Below are 13,008 nucleotides of genomic sequence, written 5' to 3'. Positions count from 1 at the left end.
GCGGCGATGCGCATCCTGCTGGCAGAGGACGACGCCGCCACCGCCGCCCAGGTCGCGGACGGGCTCCGTGCCATTGGCCATGTGGTCGAGGTGCAGGGCGACGGCGCGGCCGCGCGCGAGGCTGGGTTGGCGGAGCCGTTCGACCTGGCGATCCTCGACCGCATGCTGCCGGCCGCCGACGGGATCGCCATCCTCGAGGCTTGGCGTGCGGCCGGCATCCGCATGCCGGTCATCATGTTGACCGCGCGCGGCAGCATCGCCGATCGGGTCACCGGGCTGGATGCGGGGGCGGACGATTATCTGGTCAAGCCGTTCGCCTTTCCGGAATTGTCGGCGCGGGTCAGCGCATTGCTGCGCCGGCCGCCGATTGCGGAGATGCCGACGCAGCTCAGGGTCGGCGACGTGACGCTGGACGCTCTGCGTCGCGAGGTGCGGCGCGGCCCGCGTGAGGTGCGGCTGCAGCCGCGCGAATTCCGCATTCTCGAGGAATTGATGCGTCATGCTGGGCGCGCGGTGACGCGCAAGATGCTGCTGGAGGCGGTGTGGGGGTTCCACTTCGATCCGCAGACGAATATCGTCGAAAGTCACCTCAGTCGCATGCGGGCCAAGCTCAACGAGGGATTCGATCGCGACCCGATCGAGACGCTGCGCGGCGAGGGGTATCGGATGCGCGTACATGACTGACTGGCGACGCAGCGCCGCCTATCGCATCGCGCTGACCCATTCCGCTGCCCTGGCGCTGGCAATCGCGATCCTCGGCACCTTGGTCTATTTCGCCGCCGACGCTGCCTTTCGCCGACAGCAGGACGTCGCGCTGGCCGAAGCGAGCGCCGACCTGGTCCGCGACTACCGTGCCAAGGGCATTGTCGAGGTCGTCGACACGATCAGGGCGCGTGGTGGACGCAGCGGCGTCGTCACCTTCGGCTATGCGCTGTTCGATGCGCGCGGACGGCGGGTGGCGGGTACGTTCGACCTGGCGATGCCGCCACTCGGCTACGCCGACGTCGTCTTTCGCGATCCGGTCGAGGGGGCGGATGCGGCGCGGACGCTGACTAGCCGGCTGCCCGACGGCAGCCGGCTCGTCGTCGGCGTCGACTCGCAGGCGCTGGAGCAGATCGACAACGTCATCCTCAGCCTGTTCGCCGGCGCCTTCCTGCTCGTCGTGGTGATCGGCGCGGTCGCGGCGCTCTGGATCGGCGGCTATCTGCGCCGACGGATCGAGCTGGTCAGCCTGACCGCGGCGGCGATCATGGCCGGCGACATTCGCCACCGCGTGCCGGTATCGGGGCGCGGCGATGAGTTCGATCACCTGGGTGTCGTGCTCAACCAAATGCTGGAAAGGATCGGGCGGCTGCTCGAGAACCTGCGCCAGGTCTCGGCGGACGTCGCCCACGATCTGCGCAGTCCGCTCGCACGTCTGCGCGGCGGCATGGAGCGCGCGCTCGCCGCACCCGACGGACCGGAGCGTGACGCAGCGATCGCGCGCGCCATCCGGCAGTGCGACGATCTGCTCGCGCTGTTCGCCGGCATTCTGCACATCGTCGATGTGGACGCCGGCGACGTCCGCCAGCGATTCGTGCAGATCGACCTAGGCGCGCTGGTCGAGGACCTTTGCGACAGCTACGCGCCCGCGGTCAGCGATAGTGGTCGAACGCTATCCGGCAGCAGCGAGCCCGGGCTGATCGTCGCCGGCAGCGCCGAGCTCTTGTCCCAGGCGGTGATCAACCTCCTTGACAATGCACTAGCGCACACCCCGGCCGGAACGCACATCCGCGTCGATGTCGCAGCGGAAGGCGATGGCGTCGTGGTGATCGTCGCGGACGATGGTCCTGGCGTTCCCGCTCCCGACCGTGAGCGAATTGTCGAGCGGTTCGTGCGGCTCGACCGGACGCGGGCCGCTGCCGGACACGGCCTTGGCCTCAACCTCGTTGCGGCGATCGCCCGTGCGCACGACGGCACGCTGACGATCGGCGACGCCGGCCCCGGCCTGGCCGCGACCCTGTGCCTGCCGCGTGCCTGATGCGGCATCGGTGCTGCTCATGCTGTGGGCCTGCCCGGGGGGCATAGCTTTGTGCCGACCGATGCCGCGGCGTTCATGCAGTTGCCGAGACCCCACCGACCGTTTGCCGAACAACGCGCCCGTATGACGGCGCGCTGCAGAGAGGATATGGGCTCGGCGACGCGCCGCAGTCACACCTGCTCTCGATCGTGCGCTCGGCGCCGTCGAACGACTTCTGCGCGAGCCGTACATCCTTCTCGCCGGCCGGCGAGTCGCCTATGCCAACCTGCCGCAGGAGATCGGTCACGGACGACCATTTCCGAACCGTAAATCAAGGCGGCCATGACGACGGCGCTGAATATCGGCCCGGCGTTCCGCGTGCTCTATGTCGGCTCGGGCTCTGCATATCAGGCCGCGGGACCCGACCATCGATTCCGTAGCATCGAACCTGTTGCCGCCCGCGATAGCTTGGAGCCGAACTGCGCCAGACCGCGGAACCCGCCTACGTTTTGGGGAGACGTGTTCAAGCACAAGCTCCAAGAGAAATTCAATTCTCGTGAGCCACTTGGCGACCAATTCCGGGTTACCATGACGCTGCGCTCGACTTTATGGTTCTGGCGACGGCGGACATTCGATACGCCAAGGCGGAATATTCGGAATGTCCTACGTCTTGCCCTGCCCAAGTCTTCGATGTGGCTGCGCGGAGCCTCGACCGGCTCACATTAACGAGCGTCCGAAGCTGGGAAACGGGCAGGGCGCACTGAACGGCCGGGAATGTGTCTGAAGTGTGGCTCGCCTGAGCGTCGGCCGTTGTTCAGTGCCCGGCTTGCAAGCGCCTCGCGTTTCCAGTCACCGCAGCGTGGACCGGGGCCAGTGCCCGCCCGGCAGCCCCGATGGCGTGGTACTGGATACGTGCGCTTGATAAGGCAGCGCTCCCCGCGGAGGGGTTAGGCTGCAACATCTCGGATTGGATCGCATGCATGTCACGCGCCACCGAGAGGCTGGCCTTCACGAAAGCTTCGGTCTTCTCCGCCACCATTCTGTGAAGCTCGGGCCAATTGCCATGGAGCGGGTCGAAAGCGGCTGCCCCGATCATCGGCATGCGGGCGTTCAACACCGCCGGCACTGCGGCCATCGTCTCGAACATGCGAAGGCTGGTGGTGCAACCCTCAATCCAGATGTCCAACCAGAGGAACGGCGATGGCGCGCGTTTCATCATGCCTCAACCCCAAACCGGGCAGAATCGGTGCCGCTCGATCTATCGCTTTTCCGATCCACGGTGGCGAGCCAGATCGTGTGATCCGGGTTATCCTCGCCTCGATCCGTGTCGATCCTGAACTCCTCGACGTCAAAGCCGGACGCATGCAGCTGATGGGAAAAGCCGTGGTCCGGGTAAGCCGACCAGATGGCGAGCACGCCGCCGGGTCGAAGCGCCGCACGCGCAGCACGCAAGCCCCAAGCGGAATAGAGCCGCTCATTGGCGAGGGAGATGAGCCCGTCGGGTCCATTGTCGACATCAAGCAGAATCGCGTCCAACCCACCGGCCTGATCGACGATCAGGTCGTGGACATCCCGTACTTCAACCGAGACCCGCGGGTCTTCGAGAGAGTCGCCGAACAAATGACGCAGGTGGCCGCGAGCCCAGGACACGATCTTGGGCACAAGCTCGGCGACGACGATGCTGGCGCCCATCGGAAGTGTGGCTCGCGCCGCGGCCAGGGTGAATCCCATGCCCAGCCCGCCGATCAGGACCCGCGGTTGTTCCCCCAAGCCCTCAAGCGCCAATGTCGCGAGCGCCTGCTCCGATCGGTAGGACCAGCTTCCCATCAGCTGCTCGTGGCCGAACATGATCTCATAATGAGGCCCATGTCGAAGCAGACGCAGCTCACCGCCGCCGGGTATCTCGGCCGTGTCGACGAGCAGACCTGCCCGCTCTCCTGGGTTTCCGCTGATCGCAGCGTCAAGCGTCGCCAACGTCAGGTGTCGCGACGAACGGGTGTGGCAAGTCCGCGGTCGGGATTCTCGCTCGGGTCGCCCAGCAGCTTGTCCGCCGCGGCCTTGGTGCGCGTCGCATCGACTCGCTCGCTACGAACGGCGAGTGCATCCCAGGCCTGCGCTGCGCGTTCGCATCGCTCGCGCACGTTCTGGAGGGATGTTTCCTCGGCGGCCAGCCGCTGACGAGCGGCCTCGTCTCGATAAAGTGGTAAGGACATGATGGCTCCTGCGCGAATGGACGGTTTGGCGGAGACCCGAGGGCCTCCGCCGATCGGCCTTGCTCAGGCTGCCTGCAGGTTCACCGCTGAGGCCTTGCCGCGGCGATCAGTCTCCAGCTCGTAGGAGACGCGGTCGTCCTTGTTGAGCGTGCGCATGCCGGCGCGCTCGACGGCGGTGATGTGCACGAAGGCGTCGGTGCTGCCGTCCTCGGGCGCAATGAAGCCATAGCCCTTGTCGGCGTTGAAGAATTTGACGGTGCCGGTGATCATATGGGTATCCTTTGTCCCATGCGTGGTCGGGCATGCGCCAACAGCGGCGCATCCCGGCTTCGTGAGGCTAGAAAGGGACAAGGGGAGCCTAGGCGGCCCGATATCCGTCGCAGGCGACGTTTAGCCGGACTGATATAGGTGACCGGCGTCGGAAAGCTAGGGCGAGCATGGTGGATATCTTCGCTGCCCTTGGGCGGCGTGGGGCATTTAGTCCGGCATGAGGTTTCGCATCCGCCACACCACGACCGATCGCTACCGCCGCCCGGTGACGCTCGGAACCCACCGGCTGCTTCTGACGCCGCGCGGCGATCATGATCTGCGGCTACTCGCGCGCGAGCTCGAATGCGAGCCGGAGGCTGACCTGGAATGGATGCTGGACGTGTTCGGTAACATCGTCGCCACCGCCCTCTTTGCCGAGCCCGCCTGCGAACTCGTGATCGCGGCCGATATCCTGATCGAGCAATTGGCGTCGGAGTGGCCCGTGTTCCGGATCGCCCCGGGCGCGCATTCCTACCCATTCAGCTACTCGGATGATGAGGCGGCCGATCTCGGCGCGCTGCTGTGCCCCATCCACGACGATGAGAACGGCGCGCTGATACTCTGGGCCAAAGGATTCGTCCTTGCCTCCCCCACCGACACGCTGTCGCTGCTGAAGGACATCGACGCGGGCATCACAGGAGCAGTGGCTTATCGCACCCGCGACGAGGAAGGGACGCAGTCTCCGCTCCGAATGCTTTCCCTCGGCAGCGGCTCCTGCCGCGATATCGCCGCGCTGTTCATCGACGCGGTACGACATCTCGGCTTCGGCGCGCGGGCCGTGTCCGGGCACCTGTTTGACCCCGACACTACCAACGGCGGAAGTGGGGGCACCCACGCCTGGGCAGAGGTCTACCTGCCCAGTGCCGGTTGGATCGCGTTCGACCCGACCCACCAGCGCGTAGGTTCTGCCAACCTGATCCCTACGGCCGTGGGTCGCTGCAACGGTCGGGTCATGCCGGTCACCGGCGGGTACGTGGGCAGCGCAGATGATTTCGCGCAAATGCAGGTGTCGGTGCTGGTCCAGCCTGCCTGAGGACGCCCGCATGGAGCATCTGCCATGCTGTTCAGCCGAACAGCTGCCGCAGCATCCACATGCGTGCGGGCGAACACACCGCAGCGACAGCATAGCCGATCAGCGTCATGACGATCGGCAGCAGCCACAGTCCTGCAGCGATTACCATAAGGGATCATGACGCTGAACCCTCCTTCCGGTCTATGGTCGGCAGACCTTCCCCTCCGCCCTCCAAGAAGTCGCTTCGCGTCTGGTCCATGGCGATCGCGACCAACAGGTCGGACGGCGGCACCGTTCGGGTCGTGGTGCCGCCGCTGTGCTCCACGACCAGATCGATGGACGTCGTCACGAACACGGGGTCGAATGCTCCGCAGAGCATGTCTTCGTGCGTGTCGATCCTGTATGTGCCCGGTGGCAGTTCCCGCGTATCCCCGCCCAGTTTAAAAGCATGAGCAAAGGTGATCGAGGCCGAGGTCACGCGTGTCCCGGCGCGCTCCAGTGCCACTATCGTGCCCAGGTCTTCAGTGGCGTCCGCTGGACCGTGCCGCTGAGCACCCGCTTGCCGAAGGCCATACGCATCGTTTCCGCAGCAGCCCCGTTCATCAGCACGACCCGTGTGCCGCCGGACTGCAGCGTCTCGATGGCGCTGATGGCAGCGCCGTGCTTGGTGCAGCCGGCACGAACGTCCGTCTCGTCCATGGCAAGGTTGATCGCGCGAGATACCGACGGTTCGCCGATCCCGCTGCTCCATTTCTCGCGCCAGCTCATGTGAGAGGCGCCAAGTTGGCAGTGGCGCCTGCTTGGTGTTGAAACCTGCGGATGTGCGACGCGTAGCCTTCGGCAAGGCCCCGGTGAGCAGCACGAGCCTCGGAGCCAACGGCGTTTTCTGCCGCGACCAGCGAAAGCTGATGACGACTAAGGATGTAGTTCAAGTCCACGCAGGGTCTCCCGTTCGTAAGCGGGAGCACGATGGTCTCTCAGCCGGCAGCGCTCACAATGGGGATGCTGCCGATGAATCCTTCTAGCATGTCATATCGGAAAACGCGACGACCGAATGATCCTGGGCGCGTTCTGCCACCCACTGAGCCACCAAGCACGTATTCTAGAAGACTAGCCTCGCGGATGGCACCGGGCACTGCGCGGCATCCTCTACCGATGACATGAACGGACGGTCGGAGTCGGCAGACCGGGACGCGGACGCGGACGTCTGGTACCGGGTCATCGAAAAGGAAGCGCAAGGCGGTGCATTCAAGCTCGTTCGCAGCGTTCGCGAACTTTCGCAACGGCGAACGCTGACCCCATCAGGGCGCCGTTCACTATAAGAAGCTGCCGGTCGATATTGATGGCGCGAACAAGTCTTTTGCTTCACGCGCGAAGAGGCCGCGCCCGTTCCTGCCGGTATAGCTTCCGAAGGTGCCGTCGAACATCACGCACCGGCGGTTTGGCTTGAGCGGCTAACGCTTTATCGAGAGTGTTTGAAGCGCACCGGCTTTGCTATCATTGTTGCAAAATCGCTCGGCTTGTTTCCGAAATTCAATCTATGTGCCTGCCGATGGTCAGGCAATCAGGGCGGAAGATCGCTTCGCCCCGTCGCGTACGGTTGTTTCGACAGCACCCGCAAATCTTATCGACGCGGCATTCCGCAACGGCGCCTCGCCGGTATAAGTAGGGGCAAGAGCCGGCCTTGCGCTAAGCTGCGGTTGAGGAAGCATCCATGCCAAAGGCAGCGACCGTGAAAAGTACCACTTGCTTCTTGTTGGTCACTTCAATCCGAACCTCTTCGCCGGCCCACACCATGCCCGGTCTGTCGCGGATCACCTCGCCGAGGTAGCGCGCCGCCTTAATTCGTGCTTCCTCGATCGTAGCTACCTCCACGCCCAAAAGATCAGGATCATAGGTGAGGGTGGCAAGGTTAAAAAAGCACTTCAGGATGAATCCCCTCTGTTGGAGGAGAGTAGAGCTTAGCGTACGGGGATCGTTCCCGATCTAACATGCTTTGTTAACTCGGCAGGGCCATGATCACGCTATGGGCATAAACGCGCTTGGCATCGCGATCGAGCGCGCGGCGGACTTGGTCGCCACAGAGGTTGAGCCGCTCAGGACGGCGGTAGATCATTGCCAGACCGCGCGCGCTGCTGGCGATATGCCTGACGCCCAGTCATGGCTATCGGCAGCCGTGATGGTGGTTAAGTCGGAAATGATGGAGCGCTAGGGAGGCGGCGGATCACTGATGCCGCTGCACTCTCTGCATCACAGCGGCTGTCGTCTCATCGAGGTCAGGGCACAGCACCTCCGTCGAGAGCATCTGCTCGACGTGGAAGGTGGCAAGCTCGATATGCATCTCAGCCACCGAGGTGGCGGAGGCTGAAACCGCGAGTGCGACATGCGCCTTGGCTTCGTCAAGCAAGCCTTCAACGATGTCGTCGCAGTCCTTCATCGCGGACGTTTCACACAGCGGGGTTAATGCGCAGTGAAACGGCGATCTTGCAAATAGCGGCCATCAGTCCCATTTACGTAGAACCGTGCACTCAACCGAGCCTTGCACGGCTGAGAGACATCGCGCTCCCGCTCGACGGAGGCGCTGGTATGGACCTTAACTATATTCTTGGGCGGGAGCAGGTTTCCCTCCATAACGCGGACATCGCGGTCGATGTGTCGGCGCGGTTCGCACACCGCGAGCTGGCGCGATCGTACGGACGCCTTCTCGAGCAGGCCGGCTTTCCCCATACCGATGCGACTCGCACCGAAGCCGAGCGCGCTGAAGCGCACAATGATATTTGCATCGATAGAAAGGGCGCAGCATGAGCCGGGCAATCAACGTGAACCTAGAAGTCTCGACCGTTCGAAATTTGTCGGCGAAACATGGTGCTGCGATCAGTGCTATCGAAGCGATCCTGTCGGGGGGCACACGCGTCGTCTATATGAACGCGGCTGCCGCTCAAGAAATGCGCGCCGTGATGACCAAGTCCATCATCAACGGGTCGGTCATCAGGACGAAGTGGGTGCGAAATGCTTGATCCCAGAGCAACACCAAGATGGACCCAGACCGACATCACTGGTCTTCGCGATCTTCTGTCGACGGGGGCGGGTATCGATGGGCTAATGAACGCCTTGCACCGCTCTGAAGCTGACATCTGCCGCATGGCGCGACGACTGCAACTGTCGTTGAGAGCTTAAATTCGGCGCGGTGCGGCAGTGCAATAGCTGAGCCTCCCTTCTCATTTCTTGGCGAGCTTGGTTAGTCGGGCTCGCTCAAAGGCATGGGCGCTTTCGGCAAGGGGGGTACTTGATCAAGCTTTGCCAACAGATCGGCAAATGCTCCCCCCTCAGGCATCGACATGACCCGACGCAGCCCGTCGCCGAGTACAGCGAGATCGGTGCCGCCCCAATGGCAGGCTGCACGCGATGGATGGTCTGCCACGGCTTTCTCCCAAAGGGACCCAACCGTTCGCTGGCTAAACCGGCCCCGCCGCATTGAAATAATTGGTCTGAATCGCGCCGGGTTTGTCGAAGGTCATTGGATGCGAGTCACGCCGCCATATCGGTCATGTTGGCGGCAGCATAGATCTGCTCTTCGGCTTCGGCAGGCGGGATATTATCGAGGGGTTCGAGCAGCCGGCGATGGTTGAACCAGTCGACCCGTTCGAGCGTGTCGTACTCGACCGCCTCGAAGCTGCGCCAAGGTCAACGCTTGTGGATCACCTCCGCCTTGTAAAGGCCGTTGATCGTCTCGGCCAAAGCGTTGTCGCAGCTGTCCCCGTCGCTACCGACCGACGGCTCGATACCGGCCTCGGCGAGGCGTTCGGTGTACTTGATCGACACGTACTGGCTGCCACGGTTGGAGTTGTGGACAAGGCCGCCATCCCGCATCGGCTGGCGGTCGCGTGCAACGCTTGGTCGAGCGCGTCCAGGACGAAGCCGGCATGCGCGCTCCGACTGGCTCGCCAGCCGACGATCCGGCGAGCGTAGGTGTCGATGACGAAAACGACGTAGACGAACCCCGCCCACGTCGCGACATAGGTGAAGTCCGATACCCGCAGCATGTTCGGCGCCGGCGCACGGAACTGCCGGTTGACCCGGTCGAGCGGGCATGGTGCTGCCTTGTCGCTGACGGTGGTGCGCACCGGCTTGCCGCGGATCACGCCAGCCAGGCCCATCAGCCGCATCAGGCGGGTGACGATGCAGCGGGCGACGTCGAACCCTTCGCGCCGCAGCTGCCGCCAGACCTTGCGCACGCCTTAGACGCGGAAGTTCTTCTCGAACACGCGGCGCACCTCCAGGCGAAGCGCATCGTCACGCCGAGCCCGAGCCGACCGTCTGGTCGGCTCAATCTTCTGGGCGACGTGCGCGTAATAGGACGACGGGGCGATCGGCGGGACCCTACTGATCGGCTCGACCCCGCAAACCGCGCGATGCACATCGATGAAGGCGATCACCGCTTCAGTGGACGGTCCAGCTCCGCCATCGCAAAATACGCCGAAGCCTTGCGTAGGATCTCGTTGGCCTGGCGCGGTTCGCGGTTCTCCCGCTCCAGCGCCTTCATCCGGTCGACGACATCACTCTGCACGCCGGCGCGCATCTCGCTGCCGACCTCGGCCTTCTTCACTCACTCGTGCAGCGCCTGGCTCGCGCACCCGATCCTCGCCGCGATCGACACCGCCGCGGGCCAGCGCGACGTATGCTCCTTCTCGCGCTCCAGCACCATCCGCACCGCGCGGGCGCGTACCTCAGGTGAAAACTTGTTCGTCGTCTTGCTCGTCATAGCCCCTTCCTCTCAGGAGCTGGGGCCTCCGACAAACCCGGCGCGGTTCAAAACCACCGGTTCCGATACACAAAAGAAGGTTCGGAGACCGACTGGCTCAGGCTCTAATTAAGAGCTTCGCGGATCATGACCTTAATGTTTAACGACATAAAGCTCCGACGGGAGATAGTTGGCCGCGGCATGACGTTCTCATCGCCGCAGCCACCAGGCTGGTCCCGCACATGACCCTAGCCGGGTCGGAAGCCCGAGCTGATCAGCCATTTCGTGGTTGTAGTCGCTCCCGCTTTTACAAAGTCAGTCGGCAAGCAAGCGCACTTGCCGTTTCCAGCATTATATTTGATCTAGGTGCGCGATGTGTCTGGCCATCGGAAAATTTAAGTCTTGACGGTCGAGTGCCAGCGAGACCTGACCTGAGCTTGATTGTGAACGAAAGCCGGACTTCGCGGCGGTTAAGTGGATCTTATTAGCCCCTTAGCGCGGCATTTTCGTCCCCCAGAGGGTTTGCTCAGCTGAAAGGTGATGGTGCCTAGGGACGGGATCGAACCGCCGACACTGCGATTTTCAGTCGCATGCTCTACCAACTGAGCTACCTAGGCTTGCCGAACCGCGTTCGGAAGCGCGGCCTTTAGTGGGCGGATTCGCCGCTGTCCAGCCCGTCTTCGTGATTCTCCGCCACGGGGATGCGATAACCTTCGCTGAGCCATTGCAGGAGGTCGCGATCCTTGTGCCCGCGCGAGCAGAAGGGGGCGTGGGCCGGGTCGGCCGGCTTGTCGCAGATCGGACAGGTGGCGGGCATCAGGCGCGCTCCAATTGGGGGATGAGACCGGTTCGGCGGGAAAGCGCCGCCATCCATGCGTGTTCCGCCATCAGCCGGTCATATACGGCGGGCGGCAGCCGGTGGCGGCGTGGCGCGCCGGGTGGCTCGCGCTCGAGCCTGCGCAGCGTCGCACGTGCCGCGGCGCCGACCGGATCGGCGCGCAGCAGCTCGGGCAGCGAGGCACGCGGGCGCGGCCGGACGATCTGCAGGAAGCCGAAGCCGTTGACCGCGGTTCGTTCGAATGGCTGCGGCAAGGCCGCGTCAATCGCCTCGGCCACTGCCTGGCGCGTGGCCTTGTCGGGCAGGGTGGGGAAGTCGATGCCGATCGAGCCGCCGATGCCATGGCGACGGACGGCTTGCGCCACCGCAGTGGCCGCCGCCAGTGCCAGGGGAGCGAGCGGCGGTGGTCCGTCGACGTCGAACAGCGTCATCGCCGGCGTCGGAGACAGTCGCAAATTACCGAGTGGGAAGGCGATCTCGCCACTGGCCGCCTCCTCCAGCAGCTCGGACCAGCCCGCCGCTTCCAAGTCATCGGGCGCGTGTGCGGCGATCGCGCGGACGGGGACGCCGCCTGCTCCAAGACGGGTGAACAGATCGGGGCCGTCCGCCGGCATCTTGTCCGTCGCCACAGCCCGGGCCGGCTTGGGTCGCCCGGCCTCGGGTATCGCCTCTCGCACGATCTCCACCATCAGCCGTGCGCCCTGCGTGACGCCGCCAGGGACGCGTGCGATCATCACATCCCGCCCCGCAATGTCGAGACGCCCCGCCTGACCGGGCAGCGTCTCGACCAGCCGTGCCTGTGCGACCGTACCCAGTCGCAACGCATCGGGCAGCGCGATCCGCGCCTCGACGATCCAGCCGTCCACGACAAGAGCGGCGCGGTCCTCGCCGATCCCCGCTTCGTAGAGCCAGACGGCGCCGGACTCAGCCAAGCGCGATGCCGGATGCGATCAACAGCGCCCGCGTCTCGAACAGGGGAAGGCCGATCACACCCGAATGGCTGCCCTGCAGGAAGCGCACGAACGCCTCCGCACGGCCCTGGATCGCATAGCCTCCGGCCTTTCCCAGACCCTCGCCGCTTGCGACATAGTCATCGATTTCGGCCGGCGAGAGCGGCTTGAACGCGACGATCGTGTCGGCGAGGCGCGTGCGTACCGCACCCTTCGCGTCGATCGCGCAGACTGCGGACAAGGCATGATGGCGGCGACCGGACAGGAGCGAGAGCAAGGTACGTTGCACGGCCTCGTCCTCCGCGGGGGGCAGGATACGGCGGCCCAGCGCGATCGTCGTGTCGCCGGCGATCACCACCTCGCCGGCCGCCCGCTCGACGGCCTCGGCCTTCTCGACCGCAAGGCGCAGCGCATAGGCGCGCGGGAGTTCGCGCGGACGAGGGCTCTCGTCGATCGCAGGCGCGGCGATCCGCGCGGGCACCGCCCCGATCCGCGCGAGCAGATCGCGACGCCGCGGCGACGAAGAGGCGAGGACCAGCGTCGGCTGCGACGCCGGGGCGGGATGCGGCGCGCTCACGAGCGGCGCCCGCGAGCTTGCGCCGGCATGATCGTCGATCAGGCCGGCCCGGGGCCACCGCGGCCGGGCATGAAGCGATAGGTGATACGACCCTTGGTCAGGTCGTAAGGCGTCAGTTCGACCAGCACCTCGTCGCCGACCAGCACCCGGATGCGGTTCTTGCGCATCTTGCCGGCGGTGTGACCCAGGATCTCATGGTCATTTTCAAGCTGGACACGGAACATCGCGTTAGGGAGCAATTCCACCACGCGGCCGCGCATCTCAAGCAGTTCTTCCTTGGCCAAATAAACCTCTGTCGAAAATCGTGCGGTGCGCCCTTAGCGCGAAGGGCACAAAAAGGGAAGGCACGGGCGATCCGCCGCCGCCGCG

General features: G+C 64.6%; 18 protein-coding genes, 1 tRNA gene, 1 pseudogene and 1 other annotated feature. Of the genes and pseudogenes, 5 read left to right on the top strand and 15 right to left on the bottom strand.

Annotated features, from left to right (window positions below):
* The first annotated feature begins 6 nt into the window (after positions 1 to 6).
* Both RF701_RS09315 and RF701_RS09310 read left to right on the top strand, forming a co-directional pair.
* On the top strand, positions 7 to 684 hold the full coding sequence (locus RF701_RS09315) for a response regulator transcription factor (protein WP_210359159.1): 678 nt from the start codon (positions 7 to 9) through the stop codon (positions 682 to 684).
* Entirely contained in the window at positions 677 to 2,020 is a 1,344-nt protein-coding gene (locus RF701_RS09310; protein ID WP_308814765.1) for a HAMP domain-containing sensor histidine kinase, read from the top strand. The genes RF701_RS09315 and RF701_RS09310 overlap by 8 nt, the downstream gene beginning before the upstream one ends.
* 793 nt (positions 2,021 to 2,813) lie before the next feature.
* Here RF701_RS09310 and RF701_RS09305 read toward each other — a convergent pair.
* The 4 genes from RF701_RS09305 to RF701_RS09290 all read right to left on the bottom strand — a co-directional run bounded on the left by RF701_RS09305 (position 2,814) and on the right by RF701_RS09290 (position 4,482).
* Positions 2,814 to 3,218, bottom strand: a complete 405-nt coding sequence (locus RF701_RS09305; RefSeq protein WP_308814764.1) for a hypothetical protein — start codon at positions 3,216 to 3,218, stop codon at positions 2,814 to 2,816.
* Positions 3,215 to 3,973 carry a spermidine synthase gene (locus RF701_RS09300; RefSeq protein WP_210359162.1) on the bottom strand — a complete coding sequence of 253 codons (759 nt, stop codon included), beginning with the start codon at positions 3,971 to 3,973 and terminating at the stop codon, positions 3,215 to 3,217. Before RF701_RS09300 ends, RF701_RS09305 begins: the two co-directional genes overlap by 4 nt.
* 2 nt (positions 3,974 to 3,975) lie before the next feature.
* Complete coding sequence (locus RF701_RS09295) at positions 3,976 to 4,212, bottom strand: hypothetical protein (RefSeq protein WP_210359163.1); 237 nt, start codon at positions 4,210 to 4,212, stop codon at positions 3,976 to 3,978.
* 63 nt (positions 4,213 to 4,275) lie between these two features.
* Positions 4,276 to 4,482 (bottom strand): cold-shock protein, encoded by a 207-nt coding sequence (locus RF701_RS09290; RefSeq protein ID WP_203311588.1) that lies wholly within the window; start codon positions 4,480 to 4,482, stop codon positions 4,276 to 4,278.
* A 217-nt stretch (positions 4,483 to 4,699) separates the two neighbouring features.
* Here RF701_RS09290 and RF701_RS09285 point away from each other — a divergent pair, with 217 nt between their 5' ends.
* Positions 4,700 to 5,554: a transglutaminase family protein gene (locus RF701_RS09285; RefSeq protein WP_308814763.1), complete on the top strand. Its 855-nt coding sequence runs from the start codon at positions 4,700 to 4,702 to the stop codon at positions 5,552 to 5,554.
* 154 nt (positions 5,555 to 5,708) lie between these two features.
* On the opposite strand, the gene RF701_RS09280 is transcribed toward RF701_RS09285, so the two are convergent.
* From RF701_RS09280 to RF701_RS09270, 4 genes are all read right to left on the bottom strand, one after another.
* A complete protein-coding gene (locus RF701_RS09280; RefSeq protein WP_308814762.1) occupies positions 5,709 to 6,038 on the bottom strand; it encodes a hypothetical protein in 330 nt (109 codons plus the stop codon).
* Entirely contained in the window at positions 6,038 to 6,301 is a 264-nt protein-coding gene (locus RF701_RS09275) for a hypothetical protein (protein ID WP_210359165.1), read from the bottom strand. The genes RF701_RS09280 and RF701_RS09275 overlap by 1 nt, the downstream gene beginning before the upstream one ends.
* Positions 6,302 to 7,222: 921 nt before the next feature.
* Positions 7,223 to 7,462 (bottom strand): hypothetical protein, encoded by a 240-nt coding sequence (locus tag RF701_RS17650; protein WP_374758649.1) that lies wholly within the window; start codon positions 7,460 to 7,462, stop codon positions 7,223 to 7,225.
* Between the two features lie 295 nt (positions 7,463 to 7,757).
* Positions 7,758 to 7,970, bottom strand: a complete 213-nt coding sequence (locus RF701_RS09270; protein ID WP_210359166.1) for a hypothetical protein — start codon at positions 7,968 to 7,970, stop codon at positions 7,758 to 7,760.
* Positions 7,971 to 8,119: 149 nt separating this feature from the next.
* Here RF701_RS09270 and RF701_RS09265 point away from each other — a divergent pair, with 149 nt between their 5' ends.
* Positions 8,120 to 8,338, top strand: a complete 219-nt coding sequence (locus tag RF701_RS09265) for a hypothetical protein (protein WP_203309744.1) — start codon at positions 8,120 to 8,122, stop codon at positions 8,336 to 8,338.
* Positions 8,335 to 8,550 (top strand): hypothetical protein, encoded by a 216-nt coding sequence (locus RF701_RS09260; protein ID WP_203309745.1) that lies wholly within the window; start codon positions 8,335 to 8,337, stop codon positions 8,548 to 8,550. The genes RF701_RS09265 and RF701_RS09260 overlap by 4 nt, the downstream gene beginning before the upstream one ends.
* A 511-nt stretch (positions 8,551 to 9,061) precedes the next feature.
* On the opposite strand, the pseudogene RF701_RS09255 reads toward RF701_RS09260, so the two are convergent.
* From RF701_RS09255 to infA, 7 genes and pseudogenes are all read right to left on the bottom strand, one after another.
* Positions 9,062 to 10,139, bottom strand: a pseudogene (locus RF701_RS09255) (IS3 family transposase).
* Positions 9,895 to 10,011: a sequence feature (AL1L pseudoknot), on the bottom strand. Its footprint overlaps the pseudogene before it by 117 nt.
* Complete coding sequence (locus RF701_RS09250) at positions 10,140 to 10,295, bottom strand: hypothetical protein (RefSeq protein WP_308814761.1); 156 nt, start codon at positions 10,293 to 10,295, stop codon at positions 10,140 to 10,142.
* A gap of 520 nt (positions 10,296 to 10,815) precedes the next feature.
* A tRNA-Phe gene (locus tag RF701_RS09245) sits at positions 10,816 to 10,891 on the bottom strand.
* A 29-nt stretch (positions 10,892 to 10,920) separates the two neighbouring features.
* Entirely contained in the window at positions 10,921 to 11,091 is a 171-nt protein-coding gene (locus RF701_RS09240) for a DNA gyrase inhibitor YacG (RefSeq protein WP_203311305.1), read from the bottom strand.
* Positions 11,091 to 12,044, bottom strand: a complete 954-nt coding sequence (locus RF701_RS09235) for a ribonuclease (protein WP_308814760.1) — start codon at positions 12,042 to 12,044, stop codon at positions 11,091 to 11,093. The genes RF701_RS09240 and RF701_RS09235 overlap by 1 nt, the downstream gene beginning before the upstream one ends.
* Positions 12,037 to 12,639, bottom strand: a complete 603-nt coding sequence (locus tag RF701_RS09230; RefSeq protein WP_210359168.1) for a nucleoside triphosphate pyrophosphatase — start codon at positions 12,637 to 12,639, stop codon at positions 12,037 to 12,039. Before RF701_RS09230 ends, RF701_RS09235 begins: the two co-directional genes overlap by 8 nt.
* A gap of 38 nt (positions 12,640 to 12,677) precedes the next feature.
* Positions 12,678 to 12,923 (bottom strand): translation initiation factor IF-1, encoded by a 246-nt coding sequence (gene infA / locus RF701_RS09225; RefSeq protein ID WP_203311308.1) that lies wholly within the window; start codon positions 12,921 to 12,923, stop codon positions 12,678 to 12,680.
* Positions 12,924 to 13,008 lie beyond the last annotated feature (85 nt).

This window comes from Sphingomonas sp. GV3 (assembly GCF_031082075.1).
Classification (GTDB): domain Bacteria; phylum Pseudomonadota; class Alphaproteobacteria; order Sphingomonadales; family Sphingomonadaceae; genus Sphingomonas; species Sphingomonas beigongshangi.
This window is presented reverse-complemented; position numbering and strand designations above follow the sequence as displayed.

What these genes read in the sequence shown, in the direction of transcription:
- RF701_RS09315 (WP_210359159.1), top strand. Translation starts at nt 7, where the DNA reads ATGCGCATCCTGCTGGCAGAGGACGACGCCGCCACCGCCGCCCAGGTC.
- RF701_RS09310 (WP_308814765.1), top strand. Translation starts at nt 677, where the DNA reads ATGACTGACTGGCGACGCAGCGCCGCCTATCGCATCGCGCTGACCCAT.
- RF701_RS09305 (WP_308814764.1), bottom strand. Translation starts at nt 3,218, where the DNA reads ATGATGAAACGCGCGCCATCGCCGTTCCTCTGGTTGGACATCTGGATT.
- RF701_RS09295 (WP_210359163.1), bottom strand. Translation starts at nt 4,212, where the DNA reads ATGTCCTTACCACTTTATCGAGACGAGGCCGCTCGTCAGCGGCTGGCC.
- RF701_RS09290 (WP_203311588.1), bottom strand. Translation starts at nt 4,482, where the DNA reads ATGATCACCGGCACCGTCAAATTCTTCAACGCCGACAAGGGCTATGGC.
- RF701_RS09285 (WP_308814763.1), top strand. Translation starts at nt 4,700, where the DNA reads ATGAGGTTTCGCATCCGCCACACCACGACCGATCGCTACCGCCGCCCG.
- RF701_RS09275 (WP_210359165.1), bottom strand. Translation starts at nt 6,301, where the DNA reads ATGAGCTGGCGCGAGAAATGGAGCAGCGGGATCGGCGAACCGTCGGTA.
- RF701_RS09270 (WP_210359166.1), bottom strand. Translation starts at nt 7,970, where the DNA reads ATGAAGGACTGCGACGACATCGTTGAAGGCTTGCTTGACGAAGCCAAG.
- RF701_RS09265 (WP_203309744.1), top strand. Translation starts at nt 8,120, where the DNA reads ATGGACCTTAACTATATTCTTGGGCGGGAGCAGGTTTCCCTCCATAAC.
- RF701_RS09260 (WP_203309745.1), top strand. Translation starts at nt 8,335, where the DNA reads ATGAGCCGGGCAATCAACGTGAACCTAGAAGTCTCGACCGTTCGAAAT.
- RF701_RS09250 (WP_308814761.1), bottom strand. Translation starts at nt 10,295, where the DNA reads ATGACGAGCAAGACGACGAACAAGTTTTCACCTGAGGTACGCGCCCGC.
- RF701_RS09240 (WP_203311305.1), bottom strand. Translation starts at nt 11,091, where the DNA reads ATGCCCGCCACCTGTCCGATCTGCGACAAGCCGGCCGACCCGGCCCAC.